This is a genomic window from Gracilibacillus sp. HCP3S3_G5_2, assembly GCF_052063305.1.
In the GTDB taxonomy this organism is placed as follows: Bacteria; Bacillota; Bacilli; order Bacillales; family Amphibacillaceae; genus Gracilibacillus.
The window spans coordinates 159,870-184,400 of sequence record NZ_JBQHXU010000007.1 but is presented as its reverse complement, the minus strand read 5'-3'; the positions used below and the strand labels follow the sequence as shown (position 1 = coordinate 184,400).

General features: G+C 37.3%; 20 protein-coding genes. 9 read left to right on the top strand and 11 right to left on the bottom strand.

The window, feature by feature from the left end; all coding sequences use genetic code 11:
- Positions 1-78: 78 nt before the first annotated feature.
- The 4 genes from ACTNEP_RS12185 to ACTNEP_RS12170 all read left to right on the top strand — a co-directional run bounded on the left by ACTNEP_RS12185 (position 79) and on the right by ACTNEP_RS12170 (position 3,117).
- A complete protein-coding gene (locus ACTNEP_RS12185) occupies positions 79-1,104 on the top strand; it encodes a methionine ABC transporter ATP-binding protein (RefSeq protein ID WP_441162288.1) in 1,026 nt (341 codons plus the stop codon).
- Positions 1,097-1,765: a methionine ABC transporter permease gene (locus ACTNEP_RS12180; RefSeq protein WP_441162287.1), complete on the top strand. Its 669-nt coding sequence runs from the start codon at positions 1,097-1,099 to the stop codon at positions 1,763-1,765. The genes ACTNEP_RS12185 and ACTNEP_RS12180 overlap by 8 nt, the downstream gene beginning before the upstream one ends.
- 21 nt (positions 1,766-1,786) lie before the next feature.
- The gene (locus ACTNEP_RS12175; protein ID WP_441162286.1) at positions 1,787-2,623 is read left to right on the top strand and encodes a MetQ/NlpA family ABC transporter substrate-binding protein; all 837 of its coding nucleotides are present in this window, start codon (positions 1,787-1,789) and stop codon (positions 2,621-2,623) included.
- A gap of 116 nt (positions 2,624-2,739) precedes the next feature.
- A complete protein-coding gene (locus tag ACTNEP_RS12170) occupies positions 2,740-3,117 on the top strand; it encodes an SLAP domain-containing protein (protein ID WP_441162285.1) in 378 nt (125 codons plus the stop codon).
- Here ACTNEP_RS12170 and ACTNEP_RS12165 read toward each other — a convergent pair.
- Both ACTNEP_RS12165 and ACTNEP_RS12160 read right to left on the bottom strand, forming a co-directional pair.
- Entirely contained in the window at positions 3,114-4,718 is a 1,605-nt protein-coding gene (locus tag ACTNEP_RS12165) for an ABC transporter permease (protein WP_441162284.1), read from the bottom strand. The two genes, ACTNEP_RS12170 and ACTNEP_RS12165, sit on opposite strands and share 4 nt — an antisense overlap.
- Before the next feature lie 4 nt (positions 4,719-4,722).
- A complete protein-coding gene (locus ACTNEP_RS12160) occupies positions 4,723-5,622 on the bottom strand; it encodes an ABC transporter ATP-binding protein (RefSeq protein ID WP_441162283.1) in 900 nt (299 codons plus the stop codon).
- A gap of 144 nt (positions 5,623-5,766) precedes the next feature.
- Between ACTNEP_RS12160 and ACTNEP_RS12155 the strand changes: the two genes are divergently transcribed.
- On the top strand, positions 5,767-6,354 hold the full coding sequence (locus ACTNEP_RS12155; protein ID WP_441162282.1) for a TetR/AcrR family transcriptional regulator: 588 nt from the start codon (positions 5,767-5,769) through the stop codon (positions 6,352-6,354).
- A gap of 116 nt (positions 6,355-6,470) precedes the next feature.
- Here ACTNEP_RS12155 and ACTNEP_RS12150 read toward each other — a convergent pair whose 3' ends face one another.
- Genes ACTNEP_RS12150 through ACTNEP_RS12140 form a run of 3 tightly spaced genes read right to left on the bottom strand, consistent with a single transcriptional unit; the run spans position 6,471 to position 9,063 of the window.
- Entirely contained in the window at positions 6,471-7,325 is an 855-nt protein-coding gene (locus tag ACTNEP_RS12150) for an aminoglycoside 6-adenylyltransferase (RefSeq protein ID WP_441162281.1), read from the bottom strand.
- 32 nt (positions 7,326-7,357) lie between these two features.
- On the bottom strand, positions 7,358-8,185 hold the full coding sequence (locus ACTNEP_RS12145; protein WP_441162280.1) for an ATP-grasp domain-containing protein: 828 nt from the start codon (positions 8,183-8,185) through the stop codon (positions 7,358-7,360).
- Complete coding sequence (locus ACTNEP_RS12140; RefSeq protein WP_441162279.1) at positions 8,182-9,063, bottom strand: ATP-grasp domain-containing protein; 882 nt, start codon at positions 9,061-9,063, stop codon at positions 8,182-8,184. The genes ACTNEP_RS12145 and ACTNEP_RS12140 overlap by 4 nt, the downstream gene beginning before the upstream one ends.
- Positions 9,064-9,223: 160 nt before the next feature.
- Here ACTNEP_RS12140 and ACTNEP_RS12135 point away from each other — a divergent pair, with 160 nt between their 5' ends.
- Entirely contained in the window at positions 9,224-10,303 is a 1,080-nt protein-coding gene (locus ACTNEP_RS12135) for a GerAB/ArcD/ProY family transporter (protein WP_441162278.1), read from the top strand.
- 184 nt (positions 10,304-10,487) lie between these two features.
- On the opposite strand, the gene ACTNEP_RS12130 is transcribed toward ACTNEP_RS12135, so the two are convergent.
- The 3 genes from ACTNEP_RS12130 to ACTNEP_RS12120 form a co-directional block, all read right to left on the bottom strand.
- Positions 10,488-11,651 (bottom strand): Ger(x)C family spore germination protein, encoded by a 1,164-nt coding sequence (locus tag ACTNEP_RS12130; protein ID WP_441162277.1) that lies wholly within the window; start codon positions 11,649-11,651, stop codon positions 10,488-10,490.
- A 22-nt stretch (positions 11,652-11,673) separates the two neighbouring features.
- Positions 11,674-13,185, bottom strand: coding sequence for a spore germination protein (locus tag ACTNEP_RS12125; RefSeq protein WP_441162276.1), 1,512 nt, complete (start codon positions 13,183-13,185; stop codon positions 11,674-11,676).
- 116 nt (positions 13,186-13,301) lie between these two features.
- On the bottom strand, positions 13,302-14,267 hold the full coding sequence (locus ACTNEP_RS12120) for a D-alanyl-D-alanine carboxypeptidase family protein (protein WP_441162275.1): 966 nt from the start codon (positions 14,265-14,267) through the stop codon (positions 13,302-13,304).
- A 387-nt stretch (positions 14,268-14,654) separates the two neighbouring features.
- Here ACTNEP_RS12120 and ACTNEP_RS12115 point away from each other — a divergent pair, with 387 nt between their 5' ends.
- Positions 14,655-17,678, top strand: coding sequence for an efflux RND transporter permease subunit (locus ACTNEP_RS12115; protein WP_441162274.1), 3,024 nt, complete (start codon positions 14,655-14,657; stop codon positions 17,676-17,678).
- A gap of 59 nt (positions 17,679-17,737) precedes the next feature.
- On the opposite strand, the gene fabI is transcribed toward ACTNEP_RS12115, so the two are convergent.
- Complete coding sequence (gene fabI, locus ACTNEP_RS12110; protein WP_441162273.1) at positions 17,738-18,517, bottom strand: enoyl-ACP reductase FabI; 780 nt, start codon at positions 18,515-18,517, stop codon at positions 17,738-17,740.
- A gap of 152 nt (positions 18,518-18,669) precedes the next feature.
- Between fabI and ACTNEP_RS12105 the strand changes: the two genes are divergently transcribed.
- Positions 18,670-18,894, top strand: coding sequence for a hypothetical protein (locus ACTNEP_RS12105; protein ID WP_441162272.1), 225 nt, complete (start codon positions 18,670-18,672; stop codon positions 18,892-18,894).
- Between the two features lie 159 nt (positions 18,895-19,053).
- A complete protein-coding gene (locus ACTNEP_RS12100; protein WP_441162271.1) occupies positions 19,054-20,421 on the top strand; it encodes an alanine/glycine:cation symporter family protein in 1,368 nt (455 codons plus the stop codon).
- A gap of 33 nt (positions 20,422-20,454) precedes the next feature.
- On the opposite strand, the gene ACTNEP_RS12095 is transcribed toward ACTNEP_RS12100, so the two are convergent.
- Together ACTNEP_RS12095 and ACTNEP_RS12090 are read right to left on the bottom strand one after the other, a co-directional pair.
- Entirely contained in the window at positions 20,455-22,755 is a 2,301-nt protein-coding gene (locus tag ACTNEP_RS12095) for a polyprenyl synthetase family protein (protein WP_441162270.1), read from the bottom strand.
- Positions 22,756-22,869: 114 nt separating this feature from the next.
- Complete coding sequence (locus ACTNEP_RS12090; RefSeq protein ID WP_441162269.1) at positions 22,870-24,405, bottom strand: glycoside hydrolase family 43 protein; 1,536 nt, start codon at positions 24,403-24,405, stop codon at positions 22,870-22,872.
- Positions 24,406-24,531: the final 126 nt, after the last annotated feature.

Genomic DNA, 24,531 nt, shown 5'->3' with positions numbered 1-24,531 from the left:
AACATCCTTTCTGTCCTCTTACGCAGAAAGGATTTTTTTATTGTGTTTGATGCACAATAAATGAAGGAGTGTGAAAATATGATTCGAATTCAAAACTTATCGAAAGTGTATAAATCTAAAAAACAACAAGTTCAAGCTGTCGATAATGTTTCCATTAATATAGAACAGGGCGAAATTTTTGGGGTTATCGGCTATAGTGGTGCTGGTAAAAGTACGTTTGTCCGGCTTATTAATCGTTTAGAAGAACCAACTAACGGTTCTGTCGTTATCCATGATAAAGATATCACGAAAATGCCGGGGAATCAGTTGCGCCAAAAGCGACAAAAGATCGGAATGATTTTTCAGCATTTTAACTTATTATGGTCTCGTACTGTTTTGGAAAACATCGCTTTTCCATTAGAAATTGCCGGTGTTCCAAAAGCAAAACGTAAGGAAAAAGTATTAGAACTAATAAATCTAGTTGGGCTTTCCGGGAAAGAAAATGCCTACCCATCACAACTAAGTGGCGGTCAAAAGCAACGTGTTGGAATAGCAAGAGCACTGGCAAATGACCCTGAGGTATTATTATGTGATGAGGCTACTTCAGCGCTTGATCCGGAGACGACGGATGATATTTTAGACTTGTTAGTCTCTATTAATAAAAAGTTAGGATTGACCATTATTTTGATTACCCACGAAATGCATGTCATCCAGAAGATATGTCATCGCGTTGCCGTGATGGAAAATGGCAAAGTGGTAGAAACTGGTGATGTGTTAGATGTCTTTGTAAAACCACAGTCGAAAACAACTAAACGATTTGTGCAGCAGCTTAATCCGTTAGAACATGAAAAAGATAAGTTAACGGAGTTTATTAATGATCGCGAAGACAGTGAAGTGGTCAAACTTCACTTTATCGGAAATAGTGCGAAGCGTGCACTTATCAGTGAGGTAGCGAAAACATTCGATGTTGAGGTGAATATACTGCAAGGGTCCATTGCCCCTACACAGGAAGGCGCCTATGGAACGTTGTTTATTGAAATAAACGGTGATAGAGAAATCTTACAGGAAGCTATTCAATTTATGAAAAACACCGGTGTGGAAGTCGAGGTGTTAAAAGATGCTTGAAGAACTATTTCCAAATGTAATCCCTGAGGACATATGGGTGGCTACATTAGAAACACTTTATATGACTAGTATTGCAATACTTGGTACATTAATTTTCGGTGTTTTACTCGGATTATTATTATTCCTGACCGATTCAGGGAGTTTATGGCAAAATCAATTTATTAATTTTATTGTGGCAACCATTGTCAATGTATTTCGTGCAATACCTTTTATTATATTGATTCTATTACTCTTCCCTTTCACTGATTTCTTGATCGGCACAATAAGGGGATGGAAAGCAGCATTACCTGCATTAATAGTTGGGGCTGCGCCATTCTATGCCCGTCTCGTTGAAATCGGACTAAAGGAAGTTAATAAAGGAGTCATCGAAGCTGCTAAAGCAATGGGTGCTAAAACACATACAATTATTTTCAAAGTGTTATTACCTGAATCCATGCCCGCTCTTATATCTGGCTTAACGGTGACAGCAATTGCTTTAATAGGTTATACGGCAATGGCTGGTGTTATTGGAGCAGGTGGACTTGGAGATTTGGCCTATATGAAAGGATTTCAACGACGTGACTTTGACGTAGTATTAGCTTGTACAATATTAATTATATTGATAGTATTCGTATTCCAATATATAGGGGATACACTATCTAAAATAATAGATAAAAGATAAAACATGAAGGGATGATTTATAATGAAAAAGTTATTAACATTGGTGCTAACCACTCTATTATTAATTGCATTAGCAGCTTGTGGAGGAAACAATGAGGAAGAGAACAACGAAAATGCTGAGCAAGGACCAGAAAAAATTGTAGTTGGTGCAACAAGTGTGCCACACGCAGAAGTGTTAGAGCAAGCAGTTCCATTACTTGAAGAGCAAAACATTGAGCTTGAAATTGAAGTTTACCAAGACTACGTATTACCAAACCAAGATCTAGAGGACGGAATATTGGATGCTAATTATTTCCAACACGTGCCATACTTTGAAGGTCAAAAAGAAGAAATAGGATATGACTTTGTTAACCTTGGTGGAGTTCACACCGAACAATTAGGAATCTATTCCATGGATATCAGCAGTGTAGAGGATATTCCTGAAGGTACTGTAGTTATTTTAAGTCGTTCTGTTGCGGACCACGGCCGTGTGCTATCACTACTACAGGATGAAGGATTAATTAAGATTGATGAAGATGTAAACCCTGCTGACGCGACGATTGATGATGTAGTAGAAAACCCACTTGATCTTGAATTTGATGCAAGTATTGATGCTGGACTACTACCAGAATATTATAACCGCGAAACAGACGCACTAGTTGCCATTAATGCCAATTATGCTATTGAGGGTGGCGTAAATCTGGAAGATGCAGTCATTTTAGAAGAGCCTGACTTCACTTATACAAATATTATTGCTGCTCGCAGCGAAGATGAAAACAGTGAAGCATTACAAGCTTTAGTAGACGTACTTCAATCAGATGAAATCAAAACTTTTATGGAAGAAGAATATAAAGGTGCCGTAGTACCTGCAAATGAATAGGCTAGTAACATATGCTCCCCCTTTGGTAAACAGAATTAATAATCTGTTATCTTAGGGGGAGTTCTCTATTGTTCTGGCTCGTTTCCTGATAGAATGATGAATGGAGGTGCTTATTGATGCAGAGATTATTTTTAGAGGATGCATGGAACAGGACGATTAGTGAACAAGATCGTTTAGAAATAAAGAAGATTTTTGACCAAACAAAAGCGGATGCTGACGGCGGTGTTACGTTTGTACCCATTCGAAGCGCAGTAAATCATCGAAATGATTTGCTCATCACGACATTAATTCATAACTTCGAATCAACCGAAGCTGACTTAACCAACATCAACATCCAACTATTTCAAGAAGGCAAACAGCTAGCAAGCCAACAAATGGAGGAAAAAAGGCTATACCTGCCAGCGAACACAAGCATGCCTTGGACGTTCATCTTTCCTGAATATGGGAAAGAGGGCAGCATACATGCCCCCTACTCCTTAAAAATTGATGCCTAGCCTTGCCCCTCGATTCCATCTCGGTTTCGATAGCCGAATTGGCTAACGATTAAAGCAATGATCCCAATCGCCATTAATACGATTAGCGGTGTCCACGTAAATTCTTCTACCGGGAGTTGTGGGATATGGTTGAAACTTGAAATGTTTGCTAACCATTCTGGTATATCTATCATTCCACCTAAATATACAGTAAAAAAGGAGAATACCAGATATCCCCACACTAACGGTGTCCATTTCGGTACAAAAGCAAATAACAGATTAGCAATTGCAAGAATGACTAGCATCGCAGGTAAATAAGACATTCCCGCCTTCAATATATTTTCCAATGGAATGGCCTCATTCATTACGACAGATCCAGCTGCCCATATACTATATAATGCAATAAATAAAGAAACTACTCCGACTACTACTGATATGCCAAGATAGTGGCTTAATAAGGTATATCTCGATATACCTGTTGTTAGTAGATGATCATTGCGCTCTTTCTTCTCTTCCCCACGCACTCTCAAAAACGAAACTACCATAGGAATGGTCGCAAATATGGATAAAATCACCATTAACATCGTTATAAATTGTTCCGTCATGGTATATGCTGGATGATCACCAAGGAGCTGTTGAAACATTTCATTGTCTGCAAAGAATGATTCTAAATCACCTAAGACCGATCCATAAGAAGCACCTAAAAAAACCATTGCTACCAGCCAAGAAATAATCTGTGTCCTCTGCAAACGTAAAAGCAAACCAAGTGGTGATAATAACAGTTTGGAAGCTTCTTTTTTCCCGGGTTTGGATGGTAGTAGACCTGCACCTAAGTCTCGTCGGTTATGCAAATAAAAAGCAAGAATGGTTAATATCAAGGTGATGACAACCGAAACAATAATGGGCCACCAATAGTTTTCTACATATACTTCCGCGCGCAAAACCAAACCTAATGGGGAAGCAAGACTTAACACTTCACTGCTGACATCGCCAATTGCCCGCACAAAATAGGTGACAAGTAAAACCGCGATTGATATGCCTAATGCACCTCTAGATGTTTCCGTCAACTGGGTAATGACAGCAGTAATCCCGGTAAACATTAATCCTGTCACCGTCAAAACCGCACCATACATGATCGATCCTTCCACATCGATTCCTTCTACATTTACAACAATTAAACTTATCGCTGTTGCTAAACCGATAACCACATTAACCAATGCTACTAACATTAACGCACTACTCAAGCTTGATAACCGTCCCACCGGCATCGAGCGAATTAATTCATATTTACCCTCTTCTTCTTGTTTCCGAGTTAGCTTGGTTACCATTAATATACTCATAATTCCAAGTACAATAGCAGTAAACAATAACATTTGATTTGCCATCATCGCACCTGTCGTATAGTTGTCAATGCCATATACCGGTCCAACCATCGCAACCATAGCAGGATTCTCAAGCGTTTGGGCCATTGTATTCCTTTCTGCTTCCGATCCAAATAGATTTACAAAAGCACCTGCTATGATAACGGTAATCCCCACAACTGACAATGTCCAAATGATGCTAGCAAGCCAATTTTGCCGCCAATTAAATCTGAGTAAAAATTTCAATTGATAGAAAAGCATTTTATCACCCCTTTTCTGCTACCCCATCTGTTTCATAATGACGCATAAATAAATCCTCTAATGTTGGTGGTGTACTTTCAATACGTTTAACAGCTAACTCCCCAACCTTCAGCATGACGTCTGATAATTTTTCAGGATCTACCTGGAATGAATATACGCCAGCATCCTCTGTAAATTGATGAACACCTGGTTGGTTGCTTAAGTCTGTAGCAGACTTCTCTGTTTCCAAAATAATGTTCGTTCTTGTTAAATGGCGTAATTCATCTAACGTACCAGTTTCAATCATTTCCCCCTGTCTGATAATGCCGACACGGTCACAAAGTTTTTCCACCTCGGATAAAATATGGCTGGATAACAGAACACTTTTCCCTTCATCTTTCACTTCTTCTACACATTGCTGAAAAATATTTTCCATTAAAGGATCTAGTCCAGATGTCGGTTCATCTAAGATAAATAAATCTGCCTCAGATGCAAATGCAGCAATTAATGCAACCTTTTGTCTGTTTCCTTTTGAATACGTACCAGCTTTTTTGCGTGGATCAAGTTGAAAACGATCAATTAAAGTGTCACGCTTCTTCTTATTAATTCCTCCACGTAATTTTAGAAACGTATCAATAATCTCTCCACCGGTTAAATTCTCCCAAAGAAATACATCTCCCGGTACGTAAGCAACCTTCTGATGAATCTCTACTGCATCTCTCCAGGCATCCTTACCAAATATTGTCGCTGTTCCTGAGGTTGCTTGAATAATTCCTAATAACACGCGAATGGTCGTTGACTTCCCCGCACCATTCGGTCCAATGAAGCCATATACTTCCCCTTTTTTCACTTCTAAATCAATTCCATTAAGAGCAGTAAACTTACCAAATTTCTTCGTTACTCCCTTTATTTCAATCATCTTCATATCAAAACCTCCTAAGTTTTGAAATATATTACCTTATATATTTCATATTATAGAAGGATATGACTTATATCAAGGTTTTTTTGAAATAAATTCGTTGTTATATTTCATAATTTAACTTAAAATACTATATAAGAGGTGACAACAATGGACGGATTTGAAAAAAGAACCCAACGTAAAAAAAATAAAATTCTGGAGACATCCCTTCAACTTTTTAATGATAAAGGAATAAAAAGTGTTCCCATTGCAAAAATTGCTAGTGAAGCAAATGTCTCTCAGGTGACAATCTATAATTATTTTGATAGCAAAGAAAACCTAATATATGAAACAATGGTTTATTTTGTCGAGAAGGAATATCAAAAATTTCAAAATATCCTCGATAGTGATGTCAGCTTCCCTGAAAAAATTGAACAAATTACTTTCAACAAAACGGATGATGCTGCAAAAATAAATGAGGAACTATATCACTACATAATGGACGATTTTTCTAATAAAGGGTCCTATATTGACAGGATCTATCAAGAAAAATCGATCCCTTTATTCACAAAGCTAGTAGAGGAAGGGAAAAGAACGGGGTATATCAATCAGGATGTTTCAACAGAAGCAATCATGATGTACATTCATATGTTTAAAGAATATTTGAAGAATGACAAGGTTAGTGATTATATTTTACCTTTAACAGAAGATATTATCACGTTGTTCTTCTATGGGTTGATGGGTAAAAGAGACAAATAAAGGGAGCCAATGATCAGTGTAGGTCTTACAGACGTTTAGCCCCGTTATAAATTCATTCCCTCACAAGTACGAAAGTATATTACTCGTGAGGGATATGGATCATTACTCCATACAATTTATTTAACGAATTCTTGATGAAGTTGCTGAATGTACGGGATAACGCTTTCAAAATGAGAGGGGTAGGAATAGCCAAGTTCATTCGCTAGCTTCTTTGTGTATTGTTGGAATAGCCGCTGCATTAGAAATAATCCTTCCCAACATTTGTCGATTGTATCTAACTGATAAGTTGCTTGTAAAGCCTCGAAGGCGTCGTCATCCACGTAATGATGAAGAAACTTATAAGCAGCACCAATATTCACTTTAAAATGATGTTCAACACCGACGTTCCATGCCATCATTCGTAGTATTTCTCCTCTTAGTATGTTCTCCAAATGATGACTAGCGTATAGAAATTCTCCACGGCATAAACCTTTGGCTACATAAGGATTTACCCACCAAAATTCATTACAGGAATCAATAAATTGTTGTTCGGTAGGCTTTTTAACAAAATGACTGCTCTCATCTGGTATTGGTCGATTTTCTATCAAACGATCTTTATCTAATAATATGCTTGTAAGACTATCATTTTGTAAATAAAGGTCTAATTCCTCCAGAGGAATAAGCATTAAATCAATTCTGTTTCCATCCTTAAATTGTATTAAAAAGGAAAACCAGTTACCTAATGTGGCAGGAAATAATGTGGATTCCTCAGGAGTTTGCATGATCATGCGCTCACCAAAAAAATCAAGCCAGTCTCGGTTTTCCAGAAATGATTTCATATCTGTTACTAAGTACACGATATCATAATCTTGAAAACGATCCGTAGGAAGATTAGGATTCGTTCGTGACCCATTCATTCCGACCACACGGATTCGGTCATCTGCTTTAGCAAAATCAAGCACTATTTTCATCATTTCTTGCTCATTACGCATTTATTACAACTCCTTTGTGGTTTTATTCTCTGTTATTGGACACCTTTCATAATGTGTTGCAAATATAACCGTGCAATATTGATATCTGTTAAGCTCGTGATTGTCCTACTACCAACAATATCTTCTATTTCGTTTAACAGAAGGCGATTATGGTCATCAAAGACAAAATCAATTCCTGCAAAATCTACAGGTAAAATAGTAATAATTTTATCTACCAGCTCACACTCAGCCGAGGATAGTTGGTATAAGCTAGCATTACCGCCAAGCGTATAATTTGCCCGAAAATCGATGTTCGATTCGCGAAGTACACTGCCAATTACTTTCTTCCCCATCACAAAGACTCGGAGATCCCTTCCCGGAGTTGCCAGCGATTGCACAATGAATCGCTCACTTGTTAAAGGTGGCAAATCATCTAACGAATTGAGTAAATAAACTTCACTGCCACTTCTTCCATTAACTGCTTTTAAGACGACAGGAAAGCGGAATGTGCCTTCTTTTAATTCCTCTCTATTCAGAAATTGTGTGTCGACCATCGGAATCCCATGGGTTGCAAATAATTGGTGGGTGTTGGCTTTATCATTGGCAATAGAAGCAACTCTTGAATTATTAAAAACTCGGATGCCCAGCCATTCGAATTGTGCTGAGAGAAGCGGATCAATTGCCCTCATGATAACAAAATCAGGTTTCTCTCTACCTTTCCAATTAATAAAGAGGCGACCATCTTTAATGCCATATGTCAGCTCATGATAGATCACAAGCTGAAGCGTTATTCCAAGTAATGCTGCTTCTGCTTGCATCCAATCAATAAATGCACGATTCTTTTCGGCATCCTTCACTCGATAAATTAGCCAACCGTTCATGAAATAGTCTCCTTAATATATGCCATCATATCTTTTGTCAAATCAACGCCTGTACAGTCAAAAATGTTCTTAAAATGAGCGTTGGAGTTAATTTCACAAAGAATCGGTTCACCATCTTGTCCAAACAGCAGATCAACTCCTGCGAAATCTGCACCAACTAGCTTCGTACATTTAATGGCTAACGCTTGTTCTTCCTTAGATGGCTGATATGGGTACATTTTTCCACCTGCCGTAACATTGGCACGAAAATCATCTGAGGATTTTCTCAACATCGACGCTCTTACTTCGTCACCAACAACATTAAGTCGAACATCCTTCCCGAAACTTGACTGAATAAATTCTTGGAAAACAAACGGCTTATGCTTCAACTCAGCTACCTTCTCCAGCAATTGCTGTTCATCCTCTATCAGGTACACTTGCTCTCCAAACGATCCAAATGACTCTTTAATAACCATTGGAAAACCGAGATTTTCTATCACAAGTGGCAAATGACTTGTATCTTCGAGGCTTAAAAAGACTTTCGGAGCAATGATCGTTTTCGGCATACGAATACCGTTACCAGCAAGTTGTTGATAAGTCAATGCTTTGTCATCACAGATTTCGATCGCTTTTGCTCGGTTAAACAAACGCACGCCTTGTTGTTCCAGCTGTTTCGCTAAAAATAAATCCTTGTCCCAAAAGAAAACAAAATCTGGTAATTCCTTAGCTGGTTCGATCCTTGCTTTACCCTGATCAATCATGACAAGCAGCTCATTATTTTTCATTGGTTCTATTTCAAAATCAAACGATTCTGCTGTTTGTTGTAACCATTCTACTTGTTCTGAAAACTTCTGACTATCAAGATTTCCGTTATAAATAATCCAGCCCTTATGTGCCATTGTTCATACTCCTTTTTTCCATCTTAGCCATAAGTATAGCACGTTCCTGTAATGACTTACACTTGCAGTATTTCGTTATATTTTTCTGCAATAATGGCAAAAATATTAAAACTATACCTAATCAAAAACAGTGCCAAAACTATACAATGGGGGATGAGATATGAGACAAATATCAAACACACAGCTTTTTGCCCTTATCGTTACATTTGAAATTGGCAGTACCACTATATTTGCTTTAGGTATTGGAGCTAAAAAAGATGCATGGATAGTTATATTACTGTCATTTGTTCTCAGCTTTATTTTATTATGGGTATACACTCAAATTCCTAAATATTATCCAAAGCAAAACTTTGCGGAGATTTTAAATGACTGTTTAGGGGTCATTCTAGCTAAACCATTATTATTTCTATACAGTATGTATTTTCTTAGTCAGGCAACACATAATTTCTATGAATTTGGCGCACTGATCAAAATGGCTGCACTACCTAATACACCACTTCTCGTCATTCTTTACATATACATTATCGTGATGGTTTATCTCTTACATAAAGGCATTGAAGTTGTTGCTAGATCGCTTGAAATATTTCTACCATGCCTATTCTTTTTCTTACTTGCTGCTTATTTTCTAAATATGATTTCTGGCGAATTTGAGATAGGGAATTTATTGCCAATCTTAGGTGAAGGAATAGAACCGATCCTCACTGAAATTCCAAGGGTTGTAGCCTTTCCTTTCGGTGAGATGGTAGTGTTTCTTGCCATTTGGCACTATGTCAATAAACAAGAATATATTCGCAAAACAACATTTATTGCTGTTACGGTTTCAACGTTTTTATTATTAATCGCCCAAATTGTCTTTATTGCTGTCCTCGGTTCAGAACTAGCAGCAATCTCAGAAATACCTTTGTTAGAAGTAATGCTCTCTATTCATATTGCGATGATATTTACTAATCTAGATATTATCGGTGTATTTATTATATTTATTGGAGGATTCTATAAAACAGCTATACATTTTTATGGTTTTACCCTAGTGTTTACTTGGTTATTGAATAAGTCTAATTCTAAATGGATTATTGTTATTTTTGGTTTACTGCTTCCTTTGCTTTCGATATTACGGTTTGATAATTTAGATGATCAAAGGTGGAAAGGCATGGAAGGTGGGGTCTTTAGTATTTTGTTATATTCACTGCTTCCATTATTAATTCTGCTCATTATCCAAGTAAAAAAGAAACGTAAACAATAAATGGTGACTTTCTCCTTATAGTGAAAAAGTCACCATAGAAAAAGGTGGATTCCGATGCATTTAGATATCGATGTACTTAAAGCAGATTTTATCTTAAGCTTCTTACTAATTGGAGGTATCGTTTATGCTATTCTACTAATACTCACGCTTATATACCATATTTTCAGAGGATATTTTCGCTAATTCATTCATTGGGGTGTAAAGAGCCTTGTAACAATCCAGAATTTAAGATTTCAACCTCCGCCTTTACTTCATAAGAAGCTTCCGCAAATTCTTGATTCCAATTATCCCTTATTTTGTTCCATACCTTTGGATATCGATTGCGCAATGATGCCCCGAACCCAAAAATATCAGATTGGAACTCTTCTTGGGCTTTTGCAATGACTTTTCCAACATGAGCTTCTATTTCTTTTTCTGTTTGTTTCTCGAATTTTTCAACTACTTCAACAATTTCCTTTCTCGTTTCTGTTTTCTTTAATTCTTGCTGTTCTGTAATTTTAACTTTCTGCTTTATTTCTATTGTAAAGGAGATATCTCTCTCATTTATTACTTTTGGTTTAATGTTTGAATGGACATCTATTACTTTCAGTGTAACGTAGTTATCTTCTTTATAAGGAAAAGTAAATGTTCCTTCCTGGTTGTTATCGTTAGTAGGTACGATCCAGTTATATGCCATCGTTTCTATTTCGGACATATATCCTACAAGTTTGTCTTTATTAAATGCTGCTCCTCCAGACAAATGAACATCTACTTCTTCGCTCTCACTTTGATCAAAAGTTACTACACCTAATACTGGGTTTTGTCCTTGCCTTAGTGATTGCTTATATAATTTCAATAAATTAAAGGAAACAGTTTCATGCTCTGCATTCTCAAATAAACTACTGAGAAAATCAGCAGAAATCTTTGAGATGCTATTTTTTTGCTTTTCAAGAACAGATTTAGCGGTTGTATTCTTTGTCACTCCTAGCCATACATAACTTCGCACTAACTGCTCACGCTGAAATGTTTCAAATAAAGGTAACAATCCTTCTTTGGCAACTTCCTCACTAACAATCACTACCTTGTTATGTGCATAGAAGCCGTCTCTATCAAGTTTATGACTTGTTTTCCTAAGCATTTCAGATATTGACCTTCCTGTGACAGAGATGATTAAATAAGGCTCACCCTGCGAAGGTGCAAAAGTACTTTCTGCTGATGGTCTTAAGTATTGTGCTGTAAGCATATATTCTCCCGAATCCTCATCTTTATCAATTGCCATTGCTGTTACTATCCCGATTTCTGTTAACTCTTTCACATCCCAGCAACCTGTCAACAAGACTACTATCACCAAAGGGATTAGCTTTTTCATTACTTTCACTCCTACGGTGTATTTAAATTTTCTTTTTCATAAGAGACTCTGGCTTACTTTGTAATTTTTTCAATGATGCTCGAAAGAAAGAATCTCTCCATTCTTTCAACATTGCAGGTGCTAGTGGTGTCAGATAAGGAACACCAAATGATCTCAAAGAACATACATGGGCAACTAGGAATAAGGTCCCTATTAATAATCCATAAAATCCAAAGGTTCCTGATAAAAGCAGTAGAAAAAACCGAATTAAAATAAGGGTATCATTAATCGCTGTGACAACGAAGCCGGTAATAGCTGTCAATGCTACCACAATAACCATTGGGGCACCTACAATCCCTGCCTGGACCGCAGCTTCCCCAATTACTAATGCACCAACAATACTAACAGCTGAACCAATTGGTCGAGGCATGCGTACTCCAGCCTCTCGAAGTAGTTCAAAAATAACTATCATAATTATGGCCTCTAATAAAATTGGAAAAGGCACTCTTTCCTCAGCAGCTGCCATCGTAGTTAATAATAACGAAGGGACCATCTCGTGATGAAAAGTAGATGCAGCCACAAAAACTGCTGGAGTATAAACAGTTAGAAATAAAGCAAGCAGACGAATTAAACGAATTAATGTAGCATAGTAAACACTTGAGTAATAATCTTCTGGAACTTGCAATGTTTCAATAAATAAATAAGGCACTGTTAGGACAAAGGGCGTCCCATCACACAATATTGCTACACGCCCTTCCAATATTTTAGCTGCGACTTTGTCTGATTTTTCACTATTTCCGACCGTTTGAAAGATTGATTTAGGATGATCCTCGATATATTGCTCTAAATAACCCGACTCCAATACTACATCAGTCTTAATCGATTTAAGACGCTTTCTCACATCTTCCACTAACTCTTCTGTTGCTACGCCATCAATGTAGCCAATTCGCACTTTTGTCTTGGTATTTCCACCAATAATGAATTCTTCAAAGACTAAATGTGGATTATTAATTTTTCGACGAAGCATAGATGTATTAGTGACAATAACTTCATTAAACCCTTCTCTTGACCCTCTTACTGTGGATTCTGTGTCTGGCTCTTCTACTCCTCTAGTCTGATAATCTTCTGTTGAAACTACTAATACACTTTCAAAGCCATCAATAAATATTGCCGTTTGTCCACGAAGTATTTCTTCGATAGCTTCGTCTAGTTGAGATGTTTTATTAACAGATGATGCCTTAATAATCCCTAAATTTACATAGGAAATAAATGAATTACCGACTGATTCTATCTCATTAATCTTCATTCCTAATAATGGTTCTATAACATTGTTATGAATATATTCACCACTAACTAGCCCTTCTGTATAACAAATAAATGCACGAGTGTTCTTTTTGTCCTGTAGCTGCAGATCTCGGAATTTGATATCAACGCTGCTTTTGAATATATCTTTTAATACAGATCTATTATTTTCCAACAAAATATCTACCCTGCTTGGCACTTGTTTAGGTTGTTGAGTTCCTTTAGTTTTAATATTGTTTCTAAGTTTCCGCATTTTCTCTACCTCATTTTTTTGTTATCATTTAATGTTATTATTTGTAGAAAAGAAGAATAGATACAAAAAACCAGGCAAATTAATACCTGGTTTTTTTCATATAGAGCTACTATTTTTTAGTGTGTTTCCATCCATTCAAAGGCCTTTTCATATAATGCGGTTGTTTCGGTAAAGCGTGCAATCTCTGATGATGTTCCCATCACCACTGAGATAAGCCTTACACCTTCCCTCTCAATCGTTCCGGTAAAGCAATAGCCAGCAAGATCGGTATACCCTGTTTTTAAGCCGTCTACTCCAGCAAAAGCTAATTCCCCTTCAAGCATCCAATTTGTATTTCGATAGGAACGATCATTCATCCTATATTCTGGGCGCTCAATGATGGTCAATAACTCAGGATAGCGATCGATTAAATATTGAGCAAGCATCGCTAAATCATGTGCAGACATTGTATTCGTATCCTCTACACTTCCAACAGAATAATAGTCCCCAAGATGCAAATTATCTAATCCAGTACTATTGACGAATTCCGTATTTTCCAACTGTAATTCTTGTGCCCGCTGGTTCATTTGTTGGACAAAATGTTTTTCGCTACCACTAACAGCTTCCGCTAATGCTATCGTTGCTCCATTTGCAGAATGAATAGCCATCGCTTCAAACAATTCTTTCACTGTATAACGTTGTTCTTTCGTTAAATCGACTGAGGCATATCCAGGATGATGAGAAATATTATATGCATAATCACTGATGGCTACTTCACTATCCCAATCAATTTCCCCACTATCTATTGCTTCCAGAACAAGTAGTTCGCTCATCATTTTTGACATGCTTGCTGTAGGTAATGGTATATCACTTTTTTTCTCGTATATAACATGACCGGTCTCGGCATTTATTAAAATAACAGAGCTAGCCTGCAAATCTATTTCTGTAATGTTCCAAAACCGATCCAATGGCTGATCAGGGTAGATTAATTCTTTTTCTACCGTTTGTGCCTGAGAAGCTTTTTTCATTGGTAATCCAGCTTGATCACCTGCTGGATAACATCCGGTTAAACACAATAACATCACTAATAATAATCGTTTCATTCTTGATACCACCAAAATAGTTTTCTTTTAAGGTTGTGCTAGAAGATATGTAACAACATTAGTATAGCACATAGTTGAGGTTTCTAGCTCCATACTGATGGATAAGTGAAACGTTAGCGTCCATTTATCACACTTTGCTTCCTGTTATCACGCAAGACTTGAAGTGGTGGTATTACGGACGGTTAACACTATGATAAATATACTAAAACTCTAGACTTATATAAGTTACGCCCAAAGAGCGATATCTAATTGGATAATGAAGGTTTAAAATAATATTGCCAGAGAGAAAGAACAAGTCCCACCTTACATAGCATCCTACATAAAATTCTTGCAGTGGACTTACAGAGAACTAGTACAAAAATACCGTATTATCCAGGAGGAGATATCTTGAAATGGTTAGCGTTTATTGTAAAAAGAAAGATCCTTGTTAGTTTAATTGTTGTACTTATTTTAGTTTTAGGGGTTCAATCCATACTAAAGCTGGATAGGGAGCTAATGCCATCGGTCCATTTGGATGCAGCATATGTTGATATTATGGCAGGAGATATGTCTGCTTTCGATGTCGAGCAAACCATTACCAACCCAATAGAAAAAGAAATTGCAGGAATTGATGGTGTAGACAATGTTACCTCTACCTCTTATATCGGACGAAGTAATATGAATATTACGATGGAAACAGACCGTGGAAACGAGGTTTTTCAAGAAATTGAAAAAACTATCAACACCGCAGTTTCTACCAATGGTCATATTCAAGATTACCACGCTGCTCAATATAGTACAGAGGGAGATTATGAATTTTATCTCGATGTATCTGGCGAAGACATGGCTGAAGTAACCGAATTCGCTGAAAATATATTAGAACCTAGATTGGAAAACCTCTCAGAAGTACGTAATGTTGCTTTAGAAGGGGGCTATAAACAAGAGATCATTATCTCTTTTGACCGAGATGAAATAATCGAACAAGGGCTCGACATCCAGCAAGTTATTACAACCATACAGGAGGTAAACAACGAAGCTGCCCTCGGCCAATTAGAGGATGATGAAGAAAGTCCGTCCCTAAGATGGGTGTCTGCATTAGATTCGACATCAAGCCTTAAGGATATTCCAATCCAAACTCACCACACTACAATTACATTAAAGGATATTGCGGAAATTTCCCTCCAGCAACAAGAGAGCAATTCGAATGTTTGGAAAAACGGATCACAAGATTTTATTTTTGTTCAAATCGGTCGAGTAGCTGATGTTACCCAAATTGATATGGCTAGTGCCGTTCGTGATGAAATAAAAAAGATACGCAATGAAGGGCTTATCCACGGTTTTGAGTTAAATGAAGTAGTAGCTGAAGCCGATTATGTAGAAGAAGCACTTAACGGAGTTGCAGTCAACATTCTTATCGGAGCAATCTTATCGATATTTATTCTGTTTCTCTTTCTTCGTAATATAAGAGCAACCTTAGTTATCGGGTTTGCGATACCAACCTCTATTTTACTTACCTTTATTGCTATGTCGTTATTTGATTATAGCTTTAATATGTTAACGCTAATTGGATTAGGTCTAGGAATTGGGATGATGGTTGATTCTTCGATCGTTATTTTAGAATCGATCTATCGAAAGAAAGAACAAGGCTTGGGTCAATTAGAAGCGGTACTCGAAGGAACAAAAGAAGTAGCTACCGCTGTTATTGCCTCTATGTTAACAACCATTGTTGTTTTTGTACCAATTGGATTAATTAGCGGTGATATTGGAAGATTTATGATTATTTTATCGATGATTGTTGCTATCACATTAGTCAGCTCTGCCTTTATCTCATTTACCGTAATTCCAACATTTGCTGATCGCTTCTTGAAAATTCAAAGAGGTCATGCTGAAACAAAAGATGGATGGATTATTAGCAGCTACACAAAATTAGCCCGATGGATTGTCAAGAAGAGACGCAACAGTTTCGCCATCATCAGCCTATTTATTTTCATGTTGGCAGGTTCATTGTTTTTAGTTTCAAAGATACCAATGACTATTATGCCAGACGTGTATAACCGTTATGCTGAATTAATGATTGAATTAGAACCTGGTGTATCGATCACTGAAAAAAATGATGTCATCAATGAAGTTAACCGGGAACTAAATGACATTCAGGATGTGGAAGCTAGTTATGTAATGGATGACGGAGGTGTATTATACAATATCATTAACCTGACAAAAGGAGATGATATTACTAGAGAGCAAAAAGAAGTAAATGAAGAAATTCTGAAATCATTACGCGAATTGCAGGACACTCAACCGATTAATTCTGTGCAAAGCGCTTTATCAGGTGGTGGCGGTCTGCCTGTCCAAGTAATGGTGAAAGGAGATAAATTAGAAGAACTATCATCTATTGCAGCTGACTTCGCCACCGAACTAGAAGCAATACCCGGAATTGTCGGTGTTAGTCACTCAGGAGAACGCACTTCGCTTGAAGAAGTGATAGAATTGAAAGACGATGCCATCAAAGAAAGTGGAATTAGTTCTCTCTCTATTAAGAATTATATAGAACAAGCATTTTTGGATATGTCTATTGATGAAGTAGTTGTCGATGACAAGGAAATTCCTCTTCAAATAGAGTGGGATGATAAAATTGCTAATAAAAGTGCCTTATTAGATATGAACATCCCAACACAAGAAGGTAATAAAAAATTATCTGAATTTATCCGACTGCATACGACTGAAATTCCTAATCAAATTGCTCATGTTGATGGATCAAGGTATGTAGTGGTATCAGGTGAAATAGAAGGAACTGATTTAGGTTCTGTTAACCGAGATGTACAACAACTAATTGCCGATTTTAATACGCCAGAAGGCTATCAAATTGATATTGCGGGAGATTTAGAACAACAGCAAGAATTAATGATGGAGATTTTAACAATTATTGGTATCGCTATTTTTCTTGTGTACTTAGTAATGGCGGTGCAATTTAATCACTTATTCCATCCTATTATTGTCATGTCTATTATCCCGATGACAATTGTAGGGGTGATCTTAGGTTTGTTCTTTACACAACGTGAATTAAGTGCATTATCTGCAATGGGGATCATTATGCTGATCGGTATCGTACTAAATAATGCTATCTTGTTTATCGATCGTACGAAACAACTAAGAAAAGAAGGATATATTGTTACAGAAGCACTGGTGGAGGCTGGAAGAAATCGAATGCGACCTATTTTTATGACCAGCTTTACAACTGCTGCCGGTATGTTACCACTAGCCATTACAACAGGAATGTCGAGTAACTATCAAGCACCGATGGCTACCGTCATTATTTCGGGATTACTTTTCGCTACGTTCATCACTCTATTATTAATCCCGGCGATCTATCGGTTGTTTAGCTCAAGCAAACAATTAGAAGAAGAAAAGCAAGAGGCTTCCAAGACCGCTTAACAGATTAATATAGATAAAGAAAGACAAACAAACCCAGGGTGGTCTGTTTGTCTTTTTCCTTATCCTAAGATATTATAGCCAGAGTCAACATACACAATTTCTCCTGTTACACCTCTGGATAAATGGCTTAGCATCGCTAATGACATATCCCCTACTTCTTCTTGTGTAACATTTCGTTTCAACGGTGACTCTGCTTCGATTTTGTGTAAAATTTCATTAAACGATGGAACACCTTTTGCTGCTAAGGTTTTGATCGCACCAGCAGAAATTGCATTTACCCGTATATTATGCTCTCCTAAATCCATTGCCAGGTATTTAACAGCAGATTCTAAAGCTGCTTTCGCAACCCCCATAACATTGTAGCCCGGGACCACTCGTTCAGCACCTAAGTAACTCATCGCCATAATCGATCCGCCTTCTGTCATGAATGGCTTCGCCTCACGTGCAACGGCAATTAATGAATACGCACTTGTATCCTGCGCAAATGCATAACCATCTCGTGTTGTTTCAACGAAACGGTTTTTCAAGTCCTCGCCATGTGCAAATGCGATCGAATGCACTACACCATGGATGGTTCCTACCTCACCACCAATTTTATGAAACGCTTCTTTTATGCTATCATCATTATTAACATCGCATGGAAGTACCAACTTTGCATCTAGATCAGTTTTTTCCAATAATTTCGTTAATTTTGCTAAAGAACGATCCTTTCGATACGTAAAAATAAGGTTTGCCCCTGCCTGATGAAGCGATTTTGCTACACCCCATGCAAGACTTCTCTCGTTTGCCACACCCATTACAACGACATTTTTACCGCTTAATTTTAATAAATCTTCCATAATGCCCTCCTATTGATACTTGATATATGGTGTTAGTACCTACTGCTAATTATTTTTACTATAACATATTTTACAAGAAATAAAAATGATTCATCTATGTATAATCCTGTTACAAATTGATCAAGTTAAGAAAAAAGACAGGTGATGTTTATATGATTATAGGCTTAGGGATTATCAGTTTCATCATAGCGCTTATTTCCTTTCTTTATACATTGAAAGTAGGCAGAATGGTGAATCAGCAAGAGGGCGAACATGATAAAGACACAAAAGCAACATCGAAACACCCACTACTTTTCAATCCTATTTTGTTAACATATGTGTTCGGCTTCGGCGGGTTAATTCTTTTTATTTTTTACTTTAGTTCAAAATATTACTAGAGTATGATGGTTGATTAAGTATACAAACGTTTCATAAGTTGGAGACGTTTGTATACTTTTTTCATTGTTAAAAACTTTATCTCTACTATTGACATTCTCTTGTGATTACTGGAATAATTTTATAATAAGCTTCACAACAAATAATGGGAGGGAAACAGGATGGATTGGTTAACTAGATTTAATGAAAAAGGGGCAGAAATACTTGGTGAGATAGGCGGTTGGGTATGGGGGCCACCTCTACTTATCTTATTAGTCGGTACTGGTTTATTTTTAACTTTCCGGCTCTTATTCATCCAATTTAAACTACTACCGTATGCATTAAAATTATCCTTCAGTAAAAACCAAGATAAGACTTCAAAAGGGGATATCAGTCATTATCAAGCATTAACAACGGCGATGGCTGCCACAATTGGTACTGGTAATATCGCTGGTGTAGCAACAGCAGTAGTAGCAGGAGGTCCCGGTGCAGTATTCTGGATGTGGATTACCGCATTAGTTGGGATGGCTACTAAATATGCCGAAGCATTATTAGCCGTTAGATTCCGTGTTGAAAATGAAAATGGCGAAATGTCCGGCGGTCCTATGTACTATTTAGAACGTGGATTAAAAAACAAGAAGCTTGGTAGAGCATTAGGGGTATTATTTGCGATTTTTGCTGCTATTGCTGCGTTCGGTATTGGGAACATGGTACAATCAAATACTGCAGCGTCCTCTTTAGAGGAATCTTTTTCTATTAGTCCATTTGTTACTGGTATTATTTTTACTGTTCTAGCTTCATTAGTTATCATTGGCGGTATTAAAAGTATTGGTAAAGTAACGGCTTTCTTTGTTCCTGTTATGGGTGCCTTTTATATCTTAGGTGGACTTATTTTAATTGTTTTAAATTTTGATTTAGTTCCTGGCGCCATCTCTTTTATTTTTGAAGATGCTTTTACTGGTAGCGCAGTTGGTGGTGGTATACTTGGTACCGTAATCCGTTATGGTGTAGCACGTGGTGTATTCTCTAACGAGGCCGGTTTAGGTTCTGCACCAATTGCTGCTGCAGCTGCTCGAACTGATTATCCTGCCAGACAAGCATTAGTTTCCATGACGCAAGTTTTCTTCGATACCATTATTGTTTGTTCGATTACTGGTATTACGATTGTAATGGCAGGTCAATGGGATGGCGGACTGGATGGCTCTGCATTAACTAGTGCTTCCTTTGCTCAATTCCTAGGTACAACAGGCTCTTATATCGTAACATTCGGTATACTGTTCTTTACTTTCTCCACCATTCTTGGTTGGTCTTACTACGGGGAAAAATCTGTCCATTACTTGATGGGTGCTAAAGGGGTCAAAGTTTATCGTTATATTTTTATCGCCTTCATCTTTATCGGTGCAGTTGTATCACTGGATGTCGTATTCAACTTCTCCGACGTGATGAACGGTTTAATGGCCTTTCCAAACTTGATTGGTTTGTTAGCCTTATCTGGCATTGTTGTCGCAGAAACGAACAAATTCTTAAAAATAAAACGTCAAGAAAAATAGAGAACCTGTTCCCCTTAAGTGGGGAACAGGTTTTTATTTGTCTCGTTGCACGATATATTGCATGAGTTGCTTAAAAAAAGAGATGTCGTCAGGGAAATTTTCTAAGGCATCTATTGCAGCAAAATAGTGTTTCCACATTTCTTTTTGTGCCTGCTCCTCACCTAGAATCGTTACAAACGTAGAACTGTTATTTCTCTTGTCCATTCCAGCTTCCTTGCCTAGAACGTTTGACTCTCCCTCGAGATCTAACAAGTCGTCTTTAATTTGAAAAGCGATTCCTGCATGATGAGCGAATTGCCTGATTGACTCTGTTATCTCCTGGCTAGCACCTGCAACAATTGCAGGCATCATTAAGGATGCTTCGAAGCCCATTCCTGTCTTATATAAGCAAAGTCTAGTTAATTCCTCCACAGACAATTGTTTTCCCTTTGCATCAAGATCCAAAATTTGTCCTCTGCACATCTCTTGGGTCAGTTGAGTCGAATAGTTGATCAGATCCAAAATCTTATCTGCATCATATGCTCGCAATTTTGTCTGTTCCTGCACTGCTTTTTGCGTCATCCATAGAGCAGTTAATTCTGCCACTGCACTACTATATTTTTCATGCAATGTCAGCTTTCCTCTACGTATTGGAGCATTATCCTGTGAAGGCAGATCATCAAAAATTAATGATGCAGTATGCATATATTCAATTGCTTTCAATAATGGGATAACATCCTTACCAGACAAGCCAAATCCTTCGGTGGCCATCACCCAAGTCATTATTGGCCGTATACGTTTGGCATCTCCTTCTAACATATAGTTCGCCGCATTTATAATTAAATCGTGATCTGTCGTTTTGATAGCTAAGAATTGATTAATCGCTACTCGTGCATCGTCTAACATTTTGCGGAATGTCACTTTCTCTTTTTCCTGTTGCTTTATGGTTTCAACCATTTTGTCACGGAGCAGCTTGTCAAAGAAAGCAACATTATGTGTTCGCTCTACGATTTTTTGTAAAAATGCAGTAAAAGTATGACCAAGTGAAAATGTCTGTAGTAATTCCTCATACTGATGCTTGCCTAGGCGCTTTCTTAATCGTTTCAGACCATTGATAACCCGATCTAAAATAATTTCACGGGTTTTCTCATCATCTTTATACACATGATGAATTAAATAAGAGATGACCGACCAATACATAGCAAAAGGGTTAATCAACTCCGGACGCTGATCATGATAGCGAAGATAATAAGTATATGGTGTAACACTATTGGATAATAGATCTTGATCGATATCTGCCAAGTCATCTGCTAGTTGATTGTAAATCCCGTAATAAAACATATGCTCCTCAACCTTATCGTTCGCTGAGAATGTTTGAAATGAACGAACAATCATTCTGGATGAGGAAGATTTTAATATAATTGGGATATATAACTCTTCGTTCGTATATTCAGCATGTGCTAAACTCTTATCTCGATCTATTTCCTGTGCATGAAAGAACAAATAGGCATTTTGATAAAATTTATCCAAATTATCCGTTTGTTGATTTTTCTCCAAATAGATAAAAGCGTCCGTTAATTCGCGGTAGATCGGTTCCACTATCTCTCGGTTATCTCCATCCCATGCAGTAAAAGGAGTAACCTCCCCGGTCCGCAAAGTATGACGAATAAGCGCCGCAAACTGATTTTTTTCATAATTGGACAAAATGTTAGCATCTAATAAGTCATCAATAAATGGATAGGTGAGTCCATAGCAATAGCCAATCCGAATCGCTTTATCCAATTGTTTTACCCTTACTTCTCTTGTTGTTTCTCCCTGTAGCTCTTCTATTTCATGCATTAATACTCCGGCAATTATTTTGATTAATTTCCGCTGTGCATGTACTTTATCTAACCCTTCTGGAATGAGAGAGGAAACGTAACGTAACTTCTTCATTAACCAAAAGAAGGTTGCTTCCAACGATTCCTTTTCCGCAAGGCGATAGAGTTTCTCCAAGCTGAATAATTCTTCATTAGTATGATGTTGTAAATAGGCGGTGACATCCTCTGTAACGGATTTGATTCTTTGTTGCATCTTGGGAGAAGTGATATCTCTGCCCAAATCACGCAAATATATATAAGCTATACTCCGTTGTACATAGTCATTCAACATTCCTTTTTGCGCAAGCTGTTGAAGAAAGAGATTACTTTGTTTAAATGCTATATTGTCATAATTCAAAAGTGATTTCTTCTTCTTTTGTTGGTATGCTTGTAACTCTTCTTTTAATTTATCAGTAAATCGTGGTTCCTCTAGTTGTTTCACTAATGCTTGAAAATAAGTATGTGCTTTCTTCTCAGCAGTTTGATATTGATCCATCATATACGTCCATTCCTCAAATAGTTAGTTATGTTCATTATACCATTTTATGAAGCGAATTATCGAAACATAACTCAAATTGCTATTTGGTAAACCAATATATTATCGGAATATTTACGAATAACGTTCTTCCATGATCAGACGTCTTCCTCTATCATATGCAAAATAATCGATATCTACATAGCCACCTGTTTCTTTAGTAGCGTAATAAAATATCCCGATACGGTAACCCATAAAATGATCTAACGTATATTTCATTTGCAGCACCTCACCGATTGAATGCCAATCGTGCCCGTCAACCGAATAATGGAAGGTTGCCTGATCGACACTATCATCAAAATTAAAGACAATCTTTACGTAAGCTTGGTCATTAGAATAAATTTTTTCCTCCACTATTTTTTCCTGTCCGTAGCCATTATTTATCGTCATTACTATCTTGTACTCACCATTTTCTCGCCGTGTTAGACCAACCGTGCCGAAATTGCTTTGGAGCGCGATAAGCCCTGCAAAATCTCCCTGCTTCATATTGGCTCCATCAAGGTGTATCATCCCACTACATACAGGCCCTTCTGTTCGTTGTGTCAATGTATTGGGTGCTGTTAAGACATTGGTAACAAGATGACCGGTTGTAAGTCGTAAATAACCTGGTCTTTCTGTAACCGACCACAACGAATGATGTGGGTTATGATTCCATTGCCAATTTAATGCTAATTCATTTTTCCCATATTCAAAATCATCACTGATTACTAATGGTTTCGCTTCATTATCAGGAAGGTTCATTTCGAATTGTTCCGGTACTTTACCATTAACACCAAGCATCGGCCAGCCATCTTTCCATTCTACTGGGATAATATACGGAATTCTTCCCACTGCATCATGGTCCTGAAACAGCATTGCGTACCATTCGTTATCTTGTGTATCAAAAATAGCTCCTTGCGCAATCCCTTTATTGTGATAACCCATGTCGTCGTCCAAAATAACCTTTCGCTCATACTCTCCCAATAATTCCGTTGATCGATAACAAACCTGCCTTCTCCGCTTGTTTCCGTTAGTAGGCCACTCAATAAAAAGTAAATAATAGACACCATTTAGCTTATAGGCATGACAACCTTCACATCGCAAACCAATATTTTCCTTAGGTGTTTCGAGTAATAATTGATCTATTCCGCCAGATTTGACCGCTGTTACATCGTCTGTTAATTCAGTTATGCGAATGTCACCGCATCCATAAATCACAAAAACTCGTCCTTGATCAAATAACAATGCTGGATCATGGTAAATACCTTCGATTACCGATCGTGTCCATGGACCATTTTCAATATCTTTGGTTTGATAAACGTAGAACTGTTGCATATCATTACTTGAAAAACAAAGATAATAAGTATGGTTGTAATAACGCAAGCTCGTAGCCCACTGTCCCTGCCCATATATACCTTTGCTGTCTAATAGTTGATGTGCTGAATTATTTTCTAACGTCTCATACACATAAGAAATAATCTCCCAATCTCTTAAGTTATGCGATTTCATAATTGGGCATCCTGGCATCGAGTGCATACTCGTACTTACCATATAAAAAGCGTCTCCTACTCTAATCACATCAACATCAGGTACATCTGACCAAAAAATAGGATTTTTCAATGTAATACTCATTTAAATATCCTCCCAAAACTAAATATTTATATTCTTTTAATCTTATAAACTATTATTTCAAAAACCTATTCATTAATCAATCTCAAGTAATTCTTCCAACTAGTGGGGAGTTTGCTAGTGAGAATC

Excerpts from the sequence above, each read along its gene's own strand:
- ACTNEP_RS12185 (WP_441162288.1), top strand. The coding sequence starts at position 79 with ATGATTCGAATTCAAAACTTATCGAAAGTGTATAAATCTAAAAAACAA.
- ACTNEP_RS12180 (WP_441162287.1), top strand. The coding sequence starts at position 1,097 with ATGCTTGAAGAACTATTTCCAAATGTAATCCCTGAGGACATATGGGTG.
- ACTNEP_RS12175 (WP_441162286.1), top strand. The coding sequence starts at position 1,787 with ATGAAAAAGTTATTAACATTGGTGCTAACCACTCTATTATTAATTGCA.
- ACTNEP_RS12170 (WP_441162285.1), top strand. The coding sequence starts at position 2,740 with ATGCAGAGATTATTTTTAGAGGATGCATGGAACAGGACGATTAGTGAA.
- ACTNEP_RS12165 (WP_441162284.1), bottom strand. The coding sequence starts at position 4,718 with ATGCTTTTCTATCAATTGAAATTTTTACTCAGATTTAATTGGCGGCAA.
- ACTNEP_RS12160 (WP_441162283.1), bottom strand. The coding sequence starts at position 5,622 with ATGAAGATGATTGAAATAAAGGGAGTAACGAAGAAATTTGGTAAGTTT.
- ACTNEP_RS12155 (WP_441162282.1), top strand. The coding sequence starts at position 5,767 with ATGGACGGATTTGAAAAAAGAACCCAACGTAAAAAAAATAAAATTCTG.
- ACTNEP_RS12150 (WP_441162281.1), bottom strand. The coding sequence starts at position 7,325 with ATGCGTAATGAGCAAGAAATGATGAAAATAGTGCTTGATTTTGCTAAA.
- ACTNEP_RS12145 (WP_441162280.1), bottom strand. The coding sequence starts at position 8,185 with ATGAACGGTTGGCTAATTTATCGAGTGAAGGATGCCGAAAAGAATCGT.
- ACTNEP_RS12140 (WP_441162279.1), bottom strand. The coding sequence starts at position 9,063 with ATGGCACATAAGGGCTGGATTATTTATAACGGAAATCTTGATAGTCAG.
- ACTNEP_RS12135 (WP_441162278.1), top strand. The coding sequence starts at position 9,224 with ATGAGACAAATATCAAACACACAGCTTTTTGCCCTTATCGTTACATTT.
- ACTNEP_RS12130 (WP_441162277.1), bottom strand. The coding sequence starts at position 11,651 with ATGAAAAAGCTAATCCCTTTGGTGATAGTAGTCTTGTTGACAGGTTGC.
- ACTNEP_RS12125 (WP_441162276.1), bottom strand. The coding sequence starts at position 13,185 with ATGCGGAAACTTAGAAACAATATTAAAACTAAAGGAACTCAACAACCT.
- ACTNEP_RS12120 (WP_441162275.1), bottom strand. The coding sequence starts at position 14,267 with ATGAAACGATTATTATTAGTGATGTTATTGTGTTTAACCGGATGTTAT.
- fabI (WP_441162273.1), bottom strand. The coding sequence starts at position 18,517 with ATGGAAGATTTATTAAAATTAAGCGGTAAAAATGTCGTTGTAATGGGT.
- ACTNEP_RS12105 (WP_441162272.1), top strand. The coding sequence starts at position 18,670 with ATGATTATAGGCTTAGGGATTATCAGTTTCATCATAGCGCTTATTTCC.
- ACTNEP_RS12100 (WP_441162271.1), top strand. The coding sequence starts at position 19,054 with ATGGATTGGTTAACTAGATTTAATGAAAAAGGGGCAGAAATACTTGGT.
- ACTNEP_RS12095 (WP_441162270.1), bottom strand. The coding sequence starts at position 22,755 with ATGGATCAATATCAAACTGCTGAGAAGAAAGCACATACTTATTTTCAA.
- ACTNEP_RS12090 (WP_441162269.1), bottom strand. The coding sequence starts at position 24,405 with ATGAGTATTACATTGAAAAATCCTATTTTTTGGTCAGATGTACCTGAT.